The organism is Armatimonadota bacterium (assembly GCA_017993055.1).
In the GTDB taxonomy this organism is placed as follows: Bacteria; Armatimonadota; UBA5829; order DTJY01; family DTJY01; genus JAGONM01.
The window spans coordinates 31,277-45,159 of sequence record JAGONM010000031.1; the positions used below are offsets into that span (position 1 = coordinate 31,277).

13 protein-coding genes and 1 tRNA gene are annotated in these 13,883 nt (G+C 61.3%); 5 read left to right on the forward strand and 9 right to left on the reverse strand.

What is annotated here, in order from left to right; translation table 11 throughout:
* Positions 1-5: 5 nt before the first annotated feature.
* Positions 6-1,508 carry a leucyl aminopeptidase gene (locus KBC96_11720; GenBank protein MBP6965064.1) on the forward strand — a complete coding sequence of 501 codons (1,503 nt, stop codon included), beginning with the start codon at positions 6-8 and terminating at the stop codon, positions 1,506-1,508.
* Between the two features lie 12 nt (positions 1,509-1,520).
* Here the strand turns inward: KBC96_11720 and KBC96_11725 are convergent, their stop codons facing one another.
* From KBC96_11725 to KBC96_11740, 4 genes are all read right to left on the reverse strand, one after another.
* Complete coding sequence (locus tag KBC96_11725) at positions 1,521-2,084, reverse strand: hypothetical protein (protein ID MBP6965065.1); 564 nt, start codon at positions 2,082-2,084, stop codon at positions 1,521-1,523.
* 416 nt (positions 2,085-2,500) lie between these two features.
* A complete protein-coding gene (locus KBC96_11730; protein MBP6965066.1) occupies positions 2,501-3,397 on the reverse strand; it encodes a metallophosphoesterase in 897 nt (298 codons plus the stop codon).
* Between the two features lie 49 nt (positions 3,398-3,446).
* Positions 3,447-4,169, reverse strand: coding sequence for a class I SAM-dependent methyltransferase (locus KBC96_11735; GenBank protein MBP6965067.1), 723 nt, complete (start codon positions 4,167-4,169; stop codon positions 3,447-3,449).
* Positions 4,156-4,923 carry a glycosyltransferase family 2 protein gene (locus KBC96_11740; GenBank protein MBP6965068.1) on the reverse strand — a complete coding sequence of 256 codons (768 nt, stop codon included), beginning with the start codon at positions 4,921-4,923 and terminating at the stop codon, positions 4,156-4,158. Before KBC96_11740 ends, KBC96_11735 begins: the two co-directional genes overlap by 14 nt.
* Positions 4,924-5,161: 238 nt before the next feature.
* Here KBC96_11740 and KBC96_11745 point away from each other — a divergent pair, with 238 nt between their 5' ends.
* From KBC96_11745 to KBC96_11760, 4 genes are all read left to right on the forward strand, one after another.
* Positions 5,162-5,731: a sigma-70 family RNA polymerase sigma factor gene (locus KBC96_11745; GenBank protein MBP6965069.1), complete on the forward strand. Its 570-nt coding sequence runs from the start codon at positions 5,162-5,164 to the stop codon at positions 5,729-5,731.
* 76 nt (positions 5,732-5,807) lie between these two features.
* Positions 5,808-6,380, forward strand: coding sequence for a zf-HC2 domain-containing protein (locus tag KBC96_11750; protein MBP6965070.1), 573 nt, complete (start codon positions 5,808-5,810; stop codon positions 6,378-6,380).
* Between the two features lie 54 nt (positions 6,381-6,434).
* Positions 6,435-7,913, forward strand: coding sequence for a Do family serine endopeptidase (locus tag KBC96_11755; protein ID MBP6965071.1), 1,479 nt, complete (start codon positions 6,435-6,437; stop codon positions 7,911-7,913).
* 90 nt (positions 7,914-8,003) lie between these two features.
* A tRNA-Met gene (locus tag KBC96_11760) sits at positions 8,004-8,080 on the forward strand.
* On the opposite strand, the gene KBC96_11765 is transcribed toward KBC96_11760, so the two are convergent.
* From KBC96_11765 to KBC96_11785, 5 genes are all read right to left on the reverse strand, one after another.
* The gene (locus KBC96_11765; GenBank protein MBP6965072.1) at positions 8,059-9,735 is read right to left on the reverse strand and encodes a recombinase family protein; all 1,677 of its coding nucleotides are present in this window, start codon (positions 9,733-9,735) and stop codon (positions 8,059-8,061) included. The two genes, KBC96_11760 and KBC96_11765, sit on opposite strands and share 22 nt — an antisense overlap.
* Positions 9,732-9,884 (reverse strand): Arc family DNA-binding protein, encoded by a 153-nt coding sequence (locus tag KBC96_11770; GenBank protein MBP6965073.1) that lies wholly within the window; start codon positions 9,882-9,884, stop codon positions 9,732-9,734. The genes KBC96_11765 and KBC96_11770 overlap by 4 nt, the downstream gene beginning before the upstream one ends.
* Before the next feature lie 206 nt (positions 9,885-10,090).
* On the reverse strand, positions 10,091-12,817 hold the full coding sequence (locus KBC96_11775; protein ID MBP6965074.1) for a hypothetical protein: 2,727 nt from the start codon (positions 12,815-12,817) through the stop codon (positions 10,091-10,093).
* Positions 12,807-13,082, reverse strand: coding sequence for a hypothetical protein (locus tag KBC96_11780; GenBank protein ID MBP6965075.1), 276 nt, complete (start codon positions 13,080-13,082; stop codon positions 12,807-12,809). Before KBC96_11780 ends, KBC96_11775 begins: the two co-directional genes overlap by 11 nt.
* Before the next feature lie 70 nt (positions 13,083-13,152).
* On the reverse strand, positions 13,153-13,883 hold a 731-nt coding region (locus KBC96_11785), incomplete at its 5' end, for a hypothetical protein (protein MBP6965076.1).

Sequence of the window (13,883 nt, forward strand, 5' to 3'; positions counted from 1 at the left end):
ACGTCTTGGAGATACTCGTAGCGCATGGTGAGATCACGAACGTGCCGGGCGATGTGCTCATCGTCAATCTGTTCGAGGGCGTCTCGACGCCGGGCGGGGCCACCGGCGCGGTGGACTCCGCGCTCGGGGGGCTCATCTCCCAACTCATCGCGAGCGGGGAGATCAAGGGCAAGCTCAATGAGACGACGCTGATCCACACGCACGGCAAGATCGCGCCGAAGCGGGTGCTCGTGGTCGGCCTGGGGAAGAGCGGGGACTTCGATCTCCTCGCCGTTCGACAGGCCGCGGGCAGTGCGGTGAGGTTCCTTCGCAAGAAGTCGTTCAGACAGGTCACCACCATCGTGCACGGCGCGGGGATAGGCGGGCTTCCTCCCCGGGAAGCGGCGCAGGCCGTCGCGGAGGCGAGCATCATCGCCGACTACGACCCGGATCTCTACAAGGCGGAGAAGGACTCGGCCCCGCTGGAGACGCTGACCATCGTGGAGCGCGAGGCGGACAGGGTCACGCTCTTCGAGTCGGGCGTCCGCACCGGCGTCATCCTCGGCCGCGCGACGAACGACGCCCGCACTCTCGGCAACGAGCCGTCGTGCGTGATGAATCCCGAGACGCTGTCGGATCGGGCGAGGGAGACGGCGGAGCGTTTCGGCCTCGAGTTCGGGTCATATGACGGGGATTGGATGAAGGCGCAGGGCATGGGGGCGCTCCTGGCGGTGGCGTCCGGAAGCGTTCAGGCCCCGCGGATCATGGTGATGAGATACCGGTCGGAAGGCGCCTCGAAGACCCTGGGATTGATCGGCAAGGGACTCACCTTCGACAGCGGCGGCATTTCGATCAAGCCGAGCGACGGGATGCCCGACATGAAGTTCGACATGAGCGGCGGCGCGGCGGTCATCCAGGCGATGCGCGCCATCGCGGAACTGAAACCGGCGATCAACGTGATCGGCATCGTGCCGGCCGCCGAGAACATGCCGAGCGGATCCGCGTACAGGCCGGGCGACATCATTCGCACGAAGGCAGGCAAGACCGTAGAGATCATTACGACGGACGCCGAGGGGCGCATGATACTCTCCGACGCGATGGCGTACGCGAAGGACCTCGGGGTGGACTTCATGGTGGACGTCGCGACCCTGACCGGGGCGTGCGTGGTGGCTCTCGGCCACGACTACACGGGGATCATGGGCAGCGATCCCGTGCTCGTCAGCTCGGTTGAACGGGCCGCCGCCGCGGCCGGGGAGAGAGTGTGGGAACTCCCGCTGCCGCCCGACTACATGGAGCAGCTCAAGAGCGAGTACGCCGACCTGAAGAACTGCGGAGAGCGGTGGGGCGGGGCGATCACCGGCGGCCTCTTCCTGAAGGAGTTCGCAGGCGACACGCCGTGGGTCCACATGGATATCGCCGGTCCGGCGGACTCTCCCAAGGCGACGTCGTACCGCTCGGCGGGGGCGACCGGCGTGGGCGTCCGGACGCTGGCGATGCTGGCGGTGGGACTCGCCGAGGAGCCGGTCTGACGGGGCGGCGCGCTAGAACTGAAGGCGTACGCCCGCGCTCAGTCCTATCCCGCTGAAGTCAACGCCGTTGTCAAGCTCGCCTGAATAGTAGTATCGCAGCTCACCGTAGAACGAGTCCTTGAACTGATAGCCGGCCGCCACGGTGATCCCGGGGTTCGAGCCTTTTCTGGAAACCCAGGGCTCCCATATGAAATCCCTCGCCTTCGAGCTGAGGAAGTTGTAGCCCAACCCCGCGGCCACGTAGGGAGACGAGACGTTTTCCTGGTTGCCGTACCACCGCTTCTCGTACTGCACGCCGACCATGCTCGCCCGAACCAGGTCGTTGTCGCCGTTGGTCAAAAACGCGCCGACGGAGGTGGTCGGCCGATCGAGTTCATCGAGATCGAGCGCGTATTCGAGGCCCAGGGAGCGCCAGTAGTCCTCCAGCTTCCCGCCGAAGTCCGCTCCCGAAGGTGTGTAGAGCCCCACCTTGAATGACAACTTGGCGGGGGCCTCGTCGCCGTACTGAGCTTGTGCGCGAGGCATGGGAGCCAGCAGAATCCCGGCGGCAAGTGCGGCAAGCAGAAATCTCTTCACAGTCCGACCTCCGTTTTCGTATTCCGTCCCGGCGGGTGAGGCGGCCGAGACGACCCTACTCTGTGGGATTATACGAAGGGCGGCGGGGTTTGTCAAACATGAGAGGGTCGGGTAGAAACAGAACGAGCCGGCCTGCGCTGGCCGGCTCGTCCGGAGGAGGCAACAGTCACACCGGAAGTCTGTGCATGAAGCGCAGGTGCTCCATGTACGTTCTCAGAGCGCTCTTGCCAAGTAAGGATAATAGAGTTTGATAATTGCGGTTTGATACGGTCTCGAGGTGCGAATCGGGTACATAGATATGCAGCACCTGCCCGCTCCGCGGGAACACCAGGTCCACTCGCACACAGTCCTGCAACATCGTCACCACCTTTCCATCCGGGTTATTGTCGGTAAGCATCCCTCCCTGAATCGCTCACTTACTTTGACGCAGTTGCACCGCCGGAAGTTGCATTGTTTCGCAAAGTTATCACGGTGACCTCGGGCCGGCACATGAATCGCGCGCGAATCCCGCTTCCGCCGAGTCCCCGCGACACGTACATGCGCAGGTCGCCCAGGTCGCGCCCGGCGACAGCGGAGAGCGTGTCAGGCCCGTACAGGCCGTCTGAGATCGCCAGCCCGGAATGCCTGCTGTGGAGCCAGAGCGCCCCGGTGAAGGGCAGGCGGATCTGCCCGCCGTGCGTGTGCCCGCAGAGTATCAGGTCCGGCACTTCCGCGCCGAGGTCCTTCGCGATGTCCGGCGAGTGGGCGAGGAGCACGCGCAGGCCGGCGGAGGCGGTGCCGGCAAGCGCCTTCTCGGGGTCGTCGAGGCCGAGGTAAGGGTCGTCAACGCCTGCGATCGCGATCTCGACGCCCCTGACGGTTATCGTCTCCGCTCGATTGACGAGCGCGCGGATGCCCCGCTCTTCCAGGCGCTCGGCCACCGGAAGCCCTGCCGCCCAGGGGTCGTGCTCGGCGTTTCCCGGCACCGCGTAGATGCCGTGCCGCGTCACGAGGCCCGACAGGGTTCTTGCGAGCGGATCGAACCCCGAGGCGTTGTGCAGAAGGTCGCCGCTGATAAGGCAGAGGTCAACCTCGAGTCCGCAGAGCTTGCGGTAGAGCGCCTTCTCCAGGCGTCGGAACGCGCCGACGTGCAGGTCCGAGAGGTGGCAGATGGTCAGACCGTCGAGAGGCTCGGGAAGGTCGGGTATCTCGACGGTGGGTCTCACGACCTGGATGCGGTACGGCTCGATTCCCCAGGCGTAGGTGATGACCCCGAGCGCGACGAGCCCCGCCGCGCGAAAGCCGTCTGAAGATGTTATGGCGTGTGCGTCCATTGTGAGCGACGAGGGCCGAACGCCGGTTCCGCGCGGCGGCCTCGAATCCCTATTCCCGAATCCCCACTCCGACCACGGAGAGGCCGAAGGGGAGGTTCATGTGCTTCAGGAGGCCCGCCTCCGCCCTCATCAGCGCCGTCAGCGCGCGGTTGAGCGGTCCGGGCACCTCGAACATGTCGCTCCCCGATCCTCCGCCGAGTAGCCTCCGGACCAGTCGGAACACGACCGCAGCCGGAAGCGGGGCCGCGACGGCGTATGTGATCCGCGTCGGACGAAAATCGGCATCGCGCATCAGTCGCCGGAGCCGGGGCGCGCCGTAGCGCCGATAGTGCCCGAGGGCGTCGTCGTGAGGGCTGCGCAGCCATTCGTAGGCGGGAACGGTGACGACCAGCCTGCCGCCGGGCTTCGTGATGCGGTGGAACTCCCGCATCGCGCCCTCGTCGTCCTCGATGTGCTCGATGATGTCGAGCGCGACCACCAGGTCGAAGGTTTCGCCGCGGAAGGGCGAGGGGTTGACCGACGCGAGGCAGAGCTGCTCGGCGGATTCGCACGACCGTCCCGCGACCGCCTCGGCGGCGATGTCGAGACCGATCACCGTGCCCATCGGCGAAAGCACCTCCTCCGCGAGGCCGGTTCCGCATCCCGCGTCGAGTATCAGGGCGTCCGGCTCGATCCGGCGGCCGAGCAGGACGCGGAGGAGGTGCTTCCGTCCCGCGAACCACCAGTGCGTGCCGACCAGCGACCGCATCTTGTCGAACTCACTCTTCTGCATTGCGAACCGTTTTCTCGACCCGGGCGTGCATCAGGCGTATCCGCACGAGGCCCGCCAGCATCCGGAGGCCGTCGCGCAGCATGCTCACCTTCGAGCCTTCGCGGTGATACCAGCGCACGGGCACTTCGGCGATCCGGTATCCGAGCCGTCGCGCAAGGTAGAGAATCTCGATGTCGAAATCGAAGCCGTCGCGCCTGCTCAGCCCGAAAAGACGCCGCGCCGCCTCGCCCCTGAAGAGCTTGAAGCCGCACTGCGTGTCATGAATGCCCGGGACGGCGGCAACCCGCACGGCGAGATTGAAGAGCCGGCCCGCTACTTCACGATAGATCGGCTGGCGGCGCACCAGGTGCGATTCCCTGAGCGGCCTCGAGGCGATCGCTATGTCCGCCCCGCTCTCGAGGTGCTTCCAAAAGCCGTCCAGTTCCTCGATTGGGGTCGCGAGGTCCGCGTCGCACATGAGGACGTAGTCGCCCGAGGAGTCCAGCACGCCGAGTCTCACGGCAGAGCCCTTCCCGAGGTTGTCGGGGTTGTGAAGCGGTCTCAGCCACGGGTGGCGCCCGGCAAAGTCCTCCGCGATTGCGAGAGTCGCGTCGGTGCTGCCGTCGTCGGATAAGATCGCCTCGCAGGTATAATCCCGCCCGGCGACGTACTCGGCGATCCGATCCAGCGAATCCGAGAGCCGCGCCTCCTCGTTGTATGCGGGGATCACGATGGAGAGACGCGGGCGAAAAGGCTCGTTCCGGCTGCTGCTCAAAGGATTCGCTCCGAAATGCCCAAATACAGGCGGGACTGAACGGACGGACTGATTATACTTTTGCGCGGAGACCGGAGTCAAACAGAAGGGGCGATACCCTCCGGCATGGAGCGCCCGGCTGCTTGTGACAGCTTGCAAATATGGGGATTTTCAGGTACAATTACCAGTATCAGAAATCCCTTCCGACCGGAACTTTGCGGGGCCGAGGCCCGTATATATGAAACGGCGAGGAAAGAGCATGGAACTGAGCGATTCGGCGGTTGCGGCCGCTCAGAACGAAGACAGAAAGGTGTTTGACGAGCTCGTGCAGAGATACCACAAGCACGCGTACAACGTCGCATACCGGATGACCGGCAACAGCGCCGACGCCGACGACCTGACGCAGGACACGTTTCTGAAGGCGTACAGGTTCTTCGGCAACTACAACCGCTCGATGCCCTTCGAGAACTGGCTGTACCGGATCATGTCGAACATCTTCGTTGACTGGCTGCGGCGGAGACCGAAGGCTTACATCCGGTCGCTCGACGAGCCGATCCGACAGGACGAGGGTGAAGTCACCCTCGAGGTGCCGGACCGCGCCGAAGGGCCCGAAGCGATAGCTCTTTCCGGCGAACTCGATGCCAAGATGCAGGCCGCGCTGAGCACGATACCGGAGGATTTCAGGCTTGCCGTCATCCTCTGCGATATCGAAGGCCTCTCTTACGAGGAGATCAGCGAGATAATGGGCTGCTCGATCGGCACGGTTCGTTCCAGGCTGCATCGCGGCAGGAAGCTGCTCAGAGAAAAGCTGAAGCCGTATTTCGAGTAGGATCATGTCGCTTGCCCGCCCAGTCGAAGCTGCGCGGCGCGACAAGGATCCGGGTCTCGGTCAGGGGGATGCGAAAATGAACTGCCAGAAGGTACAGAGTCTGATTTCCGCTTATGTTGACGGGGAAATCGCCGGCCATGAGATGCTGGCGATCCGGCATCATCTCGCGGGTTGCCCGGAATGCGCCGCCGAGCACGAAGCGCTGCTCTCGATGAAGAGGGCGTTCGGGAAGCTGTGTCCTCCGCGCCCCGCGGAAGACCTGGCGGCCAGGATCTGCGGCAGGCTGGTCGAGGTGCATGTCCCGTTCTACGTGCGGATGACGGCCGCAGTCAGGGATTACTTCCACGCGTTCCCGGCCGGCGTGCGCTTCAGCATGGCGGCTGTGGCCGTTATCGCCGGCCTGCTCATGATCCGGGGGGGCGACGCGGGCGAGGTCCCGGGTTTCGGCGGAGTACCGATATCTTCGGCTACCTTCCAGACATTTGCTGAGGAGCGGCCCTTCTTCGTCGGGACCGCGACCCCCGCTGCGGCGGTCACACCGGCGGCGGTATATCAAGAGAGCTCGGACAGATGGAATCCCGCGCGGGACACGAGATACACCTACGGGTCTCGCGTCGGCGGGCTGGTCCTGTCCGGATACACGCCTTAGGCGGCGCAAGCCGTTAGCTGAACACCCAATTCCAACTCATCATGGAGGTTGACGTTGAACATTCGACAACTGATCGGATCGCGAAGACCGGGAACGCTGATCATAGTCGCGCTGTGCGCCGTGCTCGCAGTCTCCCTGTCGGCGAACATTATGAGCAGGCGCGCCTACGCGGCTGATGCATCCCCGGCCGGATCGCAGAGAGCGGTCCTCCACGGCCTGGAGGATGCGTTCAGTTCGATCGCAGATGAGGTGCTTCCTTCCGTCGTCAGCATCACCAGCGAGCGAACCGTGACCGGTTCGACCAACTCGCCCTTCTTCGACGAGGACTTCTTCAAGAACTTTCCGTTCAACATCCCGGCGCCCGAGAATGCTCCCGAGAGCCGGAGCGTGCCGAGTTTCGGTTCGGGCGTGATCGTGCGGGCCGACGGATATATCCTCACGAACGATCACGTAGTCGGCGGTGCGGACACTGTGACCGTGACGCTGAAGGACGGCCGGGAGTTCAAGGGCACCGTCTCGAGGGATCCCCGGGGCGACCTGGCGATCATCAAGATCGACGCGAGCGGTCTGCCCGCGGCGAAACTCGGCGATTCGGACGGCGTGAAAGTCGGGTCGTGGGCGATCGCGATGGGCAGCCCGTTCGGATACGACCAGACCGTCACGGTCGGCGTCGTCAGCGCGAAGGGCCGTCACGCCGCCGTGTCCGACGGCACGGAAGGCCGCTACTACCCGAACCTCATCCAGACCGACGCGTCTATCAACCCGGGCAACAGCGGGGGGCCGCTCATCAATATCGAGGGTGAGGTCATCGGCATAAACACACTGATCCGCTCATCGGCGGGCGGCAACATCGGCATCGGGTTCGCCATACCGGTGAACACCGCCAAGTTCGTCATGGACCGGCTCATCGAGCACGGCAAGGTCAGCCGGGGGTTCCTTGGGGTCGCTCCGACGGACCTCACTCCGAAGAGCGCCGAGCGCTACGGGGTAAAGAAGGGAGTGCTGGTGCTCACGGTGGACGTGGACACGGCCGCCGACAAGGCCGGGATGCAGGTCGAGGACGTGATCGTTGAGTTCGACGGCAAGGCCGTGGAGAATGAGATCCAGTTCCGCGACCTGGTGGCGACGAGCGTGCCGGGCAAGACCGTGGACATCGTGGTCGTGCGCGACAAGAAGCGCGTGACGTTGAAGGCGACGCTTGCCGAGGCGCCGGGTCTGGTGTCCGAGAAGCCGGCGGAGGAGGTCACCGGCAAACTCGGCTTCAGCGTGGAGCAGTTGACGCCTGATCTGGCGGGCAAACACGGCCTCGACTCGACTGTGACCGGCGTCGTTATCACGAAGGTCAACCCGACAAGCCGGGTGGCGCGCGCGGGCCTGCAGGCCGGATCGGTTATTCGAGCGGTCAACAGCAGGCCAATAGAAACCGTCGCCGATTTCAACGCGGCCGTGAAGGATGTGAAATCGGGCGACACTCTCTATCTCAGGCTCGAGACCAAGCAGCGCACGATGCTCATCGAGGTGCCCGTCGAGTAGATCGGCCGGGCCGTGTCGGCAGGCACGAGCAAATATGTTGCGCGCGGGCCTTTACAGCGGCGGTATCGCGTGGTATAATACCTCCGATACTGCGGGGTGGAGCAGTCCGGTAGCTCGTCGGGCTCATAACCCGAAGGTCGTTGGTTCAAATCCAACCCCCGCTCCCACTACATTCACCAATGGCTTCGGGTATCTTGTAGTTGATTTCGACTTCCAAGGTATCCGGAGCCAGCTTTATCTGGTCTACGCACGACCTCACCAACTGCTTCTTGTCCGTCAAAGTCCCAGTTTCCATTATCTTGTCCGCCTTTGATCGATAGGCCAGCGCAGTCCTCGCGTCGATCTGGGGCGCTTCCGCAATCGTCCTGACTTGGCTCGACAGAGACTCCCGTTCCGCTATCAGTTCTTCCATTCTCGAAAACGCCCACTGAGCGTCCGGCATACCGGTCTCGACAGCCTTCCTGATGTTCGCGATCTTAGCGTCAATCTCGCCAAGCCTGTGTGGGATCGTCGGATCATGGCCCTCTTCGGTCTCCCACATCCGCCGAAGCTCTGCATTGACCTCTCGCGCGAAACCTTTCACATCGCTGCACACATCGAGCAGTTCAGCCATCCCGGCAAGAACTTCCGATTCGACCTCACACTGCGGGACGTACACAGCCGTTCCGCAGCCCAGACCCTTGCGATGCGGCTGGCTTCCACAGATGTAGTAGCTTGCGCTAGCCGTCTTGCGCATTCCTAGGAGGTTGCTTCCACATCTGCCACACGTGAACAACCCGCCGCTCAAGAGGTAAGGCGAGTCCTTGCTTCTCCCGTAGCCTGAGTCGAAGCACCTCCGCTTGCTGCCGCTCCGGGCTTCAACGATCATCTTGGCCTCGTCTTCACTGATGAGCGCCTGGTGAGCATTCGGAACTACCACCCATTCTGATGCGGGGTTGTACCGCTGATTCTTGCCGCGAACGTTCCAAACGCCGTATCCCGCGTACTGAAGCAGGCAGTGGGGGTGAAGCAGGCTGTTCCACGTCGTATGTCCCCAATACTGTTGTCTCGGGGCTGAAATGCCACGCCCGTTGCAGAAATCCCTGAGTTCGTCCAAGGAAGCGCCTTTGCCGGCCAATTCCACAAGACAGTATCTCGCCCATTCCGACACGGGCTTGCCCGAAACGATGCGGTCGTCAGGAACCCAGATGCTCTTGACGAGCGGTCTTCCTTTCTTGACCTCTCCCCGGATCAATCTCTCGGCTCGATATCCCCAAATCGGTTGTCCGCCATTCTTGTAGCACCAGCCTGTCTCCGGGTCGCGTGTCTGAACGTTGGATCGGCATCCCTTCTTCGTATGGAACGCGATCTCCCGACTGTACGCCTCGTTCTTCGCCAGTAGGATGTGCTTCATGTAGGTTCCTGCCACAGATTCGGGGTCTATGTCCGGGTCGGTGACCGATATCACCTTGATACCGGCACGTGTCAGGTCCTGAAGGAGTATCTGCGCCTCAAGGCTGTCGCGGGAGAACCTGGAGAGATCGTGCACGAGAATCGCCGATATCTCTGGATTGCCGCGAGCCGATTCCAGCATGCGCTCGAATTCCACACGCTTGGACTTCTTCTGAAAGGCACTGGCTGCCTCCGAGAACGTCTGCACGATCTCGATCCCGTTCGTCCCAGCGTATGCTTCGATCTCCCGCAACTGCTCCGGGAGAGACAATCCCTTCTCCTCCTGCATGTCCGTTGACACGCGTGCCCACGCGTATGCCTTGATCTGCTTGTCCGATGCCGATCCGGCCAACTCAGGCTGTGTGATTACGAGGTCGAGTAGGGCGCTCATTTCTCTTTCTCCTCCGGTACTTGCACATCGGCAAGAGCCTGATCAAGTATCTCTAGGAGTACCACCTGCTGGCTTCTCCGCTCCCGGAAGCACTTCCAGCGCAGTTTCTCATGCAATTCGTCAGGCAACCTGATCGTCAGTCTGACCATGATGATCCACCTCCTTCCCGATTATACCAGCATACTGCTATGCTGTCAATAGCTCATTCAGAATGTCTCCGACATCACGCCTGGCAGCAGCCACACCGGTTGATGGTTGACGGTTTGGAGGGATAGTGACGCCCGGTCCGCGGTACAGGATATTGTCTCTTCGGCTTAGAAGACATATCTGTCTCGGTTTCCGCGCTTAGGGTACATTACCGTCCACAACCCTCCACATCTGCGCTATCAGAGTCTGGATCCTGTGGTCGGAGGTGCCGTGAGTTGGTGCTAGTCCCGCCGCAATGATCATCTACTGCTACCAGCCATGTATTGCCATTCCTCCTCTGCGGGCCCTTTTCCAGTCTGAGCCCTCGTGGGCCGTATCGTCGTCCCAGCCGAGCCTTGAACTGATATCCGATTCTGCTCCACCGGTCGCCTTTGCCGTGCACGGCATCGGCAATCGAGACCGGAACCGATTCTGCAACAGGACGCTCAGCTTCGATATCGCTCACTAGCTCCTTGGGCGTAATCGGCTGTGACCCGTAAACGTCCAACCAGTTGGCGAGGAATGCTTCCCACTCGGTTGACTCCGTATCCGACTGCTCCCAGAGCTGGTCTCTATTCTGCAGAAAGCCTTTGATGCCTGCGTGGGCCAATACGCCACCAACGGTTCGGGTCCATTCCCCAAAGGATCCGAAAGCGCGAGTCGGATACTCCGGACGACCTGCCGCATACCAGGACCGGCACAACGTCAGCAGCGCGCTGAGCAGTCGCCCCCTGTTCTCCGTCACCCACTGCTCGAGGCATGGGTGCAGGAAACTGTCTCGCTCGTGTGGCTTGGCTACCCCGGCGTCTATCCGGATCCATACGCACCTTCGCGGGATATCGCCGCCGAGTTGAATGTTGTTTCCCGTAGCGATCCATGTTGCACGGTTGGGCAGCACGACGGTTTCAGTGTTCTTTCCGAAGATACGCTCCTTCCAGGTCCTTGAGGTCAGTAGCCTTGCGAGGTCGCCGCTCTTCAAAGTGCACTTCACGTTGTCGATGACGACGAGCGATGGCCCGGCTGACAGAATCGCGGTGATCTTCTTTGGCCACTCGTCCTCCTTCGTTGGTGCCCCGGTGAAATCAGGTATCGCTCCGCTGCTGATGATGCCGGCTACTAGTGCAAGCAGGCTCTTGCCAGTTCCGGCGGCCGGAGCATCGATCAGGGCAAGCGGTATAAGATCTGCAATTGCAGGTTGCAGTATCGGGGAGAGCAGCAGCGCTATCGCATTGGCCTTGCTGGCCTGACAATCGAACGGAAAGTCGTGCAGCAGTTCGTCTATTAATGCTATCGCGGAGCTGCGTTCCGCCGGGGTTGGGTTCTCGGCAACGTTGGGAACAACTGATCCGGATGCCTGTTGATAGAACAGCTTAGTGACGGGGTCATAACCGGGTAGCTGTGCTATGCTGCCGTCAGGTCTCACTGTAGGCGAACGAGTTATGGCTTCAAGCGCGGGAAACGGCCAGTTGGCCTCGGACAGGATGTAGGATGCCAGGCTTTTGTGTGGCAGGGCGTTTCTCCGACCTGCTTCGGCCTCAACCACGATATCACAAACCTTCGCCAAGCGTGCGAGGATGATATCTTCCGTCACCAGGCCGATGGCTGGTCGCCCCTGCTCATCCTCTACCATCCGACACAGCAGGCCTGATCGGACAAACAGTACTGGCGGCACGTTCGACGCTTCCAGCAGTCTGATCGCCTCATCTCCCATTTCCCTAAGCTGACGATTACCCACGAATAGCTCGGGCAAACCAGAGGTTGCACCTGGGCGCTGCGATCTGCGCGCCTTGGTCACGGCCCCCTTCAGTTCCCGCATATCGAGTTGCGGGATGGCTTCCTTTAGTTGCCTGACCGTGTCTGCGTACTCGCCAATGTCCAGCAACGCGAGACTGTCCACAACTGCAAACACTGCCGCTGCGGTTCCTACCGTCTTGGCCTGCGCTATCCGGTCACGCGCGCCCTCCTGTTCGTTCTTCTTCGGCATACGTCTCGCCATCCTTTCCGATGAGCCGTGGTAGGCCTCTGACGTTTCCCTAATCGCCGCTTCCACTGTCATCTCTCCGTAGGTCTTGTCGCCGTGCTTCTCATCCCACTTATCACGCATGAGTCCCGATTGCCGAAAAACCTTATCAATCCTAACACCGCTATGCCCCGTCCAGAAGGACAGCATGCAGCACAAGGCCATATCGGCTACGCTGTGATCCCCGCCGTAGTCGCTGGTATCTCCATTCCAGAGCCGTCCAAACTTGTCACCGTTCGATGATGACATGGCCTTCTGGATCAGTTCGCAATCAGACAAGTCGGCAGCGCGCCGAGCCCCCGCGAGTTGATCTGAAGGCTGGGCGGGCAGATCATGTCCGAAGACTTGCCAGTAGATCTCATTCACCACTGACTGGGCTTCTTTGATCTCTTGGGAGGATCCTGGGCAGAGCTTGCCTGTGAAGACGACCAGACGCGCATTCTCATAGATTTCGAACTTCGGGAACTCGTGTGTCCGGCATCTCCCTCCTGGCTTTCTGGCCCGCACCATGATGTGGATGCCACTACCTGACCGGCTGAACTCGCTGTAGGAGTCGGCTTTCGCGATAAGCTTCTCCCCCCAGTCTTCGATCACACCATCACTCACCACGTGGTCGAGGTCGATGAAGACGTAAGGATCGGCCTCTGAGAGCATGAAGCCAACGCCGTCGAATCTATTGCCACGCTTGCCCGCCGCTTCGACCACATCCGGAAATGAGTGCCACGTGGATGGATCGTTGCTCTTTGCGCGCCTCCGCCCTGCTTGGTACGGTACCTTCGTCGGCTTCCCGTTACGCTGCTCGATTCGGTAGCAGACCCACTGGGGCCGTGCCTTGAGTTCTTCGGGTATGCTCGCGTACTCATGCTCACTTGACATCCGCTTCGTCTCCATTCATGCGTGCCATGTGAGGGAACAACTCCGGGTGATCGGCGGCGAAGGCGCGAGCGACAACCCGCGCGAGAATCGCCTCCATCTTTCGGACGTCACACGCCGACATCGGCACTTCCGATGTCTTGCTGACGATCTTGAGCTTCTTGTGCTGCCCGTCACCCACTCCGAAATCCCCCGCCTTGTTCACGCCAAGATAGGGAAGCCCCGAGATTGGCCCGTAGCACCCTACCGCCGGGTCGCTGGCTTCCATAATCTAGGTGTGAGAATGGGCGTCACACTGTGAAGAACGGCTTCACAGACGGCAGTGCGGAAACTTTTCCTCAGAATTCCCAGTGAATGGGAGTGGTAGGACGGTAGGAGATTTGCTTCCCGGAGGTAATTGAGGCGCGGAAGTGGCCATAGCAGGCCGGATCTGATCTCCGCAGTTTCTTCAGCACGCGGTTGATGGCATGAGATACGCTACTGCGCGCATTCTCTACGTCGTCTTCATGCAAACCGATGGAGTCCAGACCCTCGCTTTCAAGTTCCTCTCTGCTCATCGACGAGTATTGGGGGTCAGGCTCGGGAATGTTGCCATTGACATACATTACCAGCTGCAATGCGAGATACGCTCGTTTGGGGTTCTGCAGCAGAAAAGCCAGGTACTGTAACCCTTTGCAGTCATTCAGATGTGTCTCCTTGCCTTCGTATACGATTGTCCAGTAGTCCCCTGCCTTCTTGAATATGTACGTGGGGGCTTGGGCCCGAGCATCAACTGCATCTTTGGATGCTACTCCATCTGCGCGAGGAAACGCATTACCGGTTTTCAGTAGGTCAACTATCGGCTCGAGCATTGGTACGACGTCGGCGTCTACCGACACCGGTATCTTGGGTACAGCAGAGCCTTCCCCGTTCAGCCGCCGCAAGTCCTCTGGACTCAGCCAGTGCGGAGGGAAGAACATATAAGTGAACCTGCCTGGCTTCGGCTCCTTGGGCTTCATCAGCCCGGTTACCAAGCTGTCCTGGGTGTGGCGCCAGAGCAGAATCAACTTGTCAACAGTAGTGAGAGGGT

Coding starts and splice junctions, on each gene's coding strand:
- KBC96_11770 (MBP6965073.1), bottom strand. CDS start 9,884: ATGGTCAGACTGACGATCAGGTTGCCTGACGAATTGCATGAGAAACTG.
- KBC96_11750 (MBP6965070.1), top strand. CDS start 5,808: ATGAACTGCCAGAAGGTACAGAGTCTGATTTCCGCTTATGTTGACGGG.
- KBC96_11745 (MBP6965069.1), top strand. CDS start 5,162: ATGGAACTGAGCGATTCGGCGGTTGCGGCCGCTCAGAACGAAGACAGA.
- KBC96_11775 (MBP6965074.1), bottom strand. CDS start 12,817: ATGTCAAGTGAGCATGAGTACGCGAGCATACCCGAAGAACTCAAGGCA.
- KBC96_11780 (MBP6965075.1), bottom strand. CDS start 13,082: ATGGAAGCCAGCGACCCGGCGGTAGGGTGCTACGGGCCAATCTCGGGG.
- KBC96_11735 (MBP6965067.1), bottom strand. CDS start 4,169: ATGCAGAAGAGTGAGTTCGACAAGATGCGGTCGCTGGTCGGCACGCAC.
- KBC96_11730 (MBP6965066.1), bottom strand. CDS start 3,397: ATGGACGCACACGCCATAACATCTTCAGACGGCTTTCGCGCGGCGGGG.
- KBC96_11765 (MBP6965072.1), bottom strand. CDS start 9,735: ATGAGCGCCCTACTCGACCTCGTAATCACACAGCCTGAGTTGGCCGGA.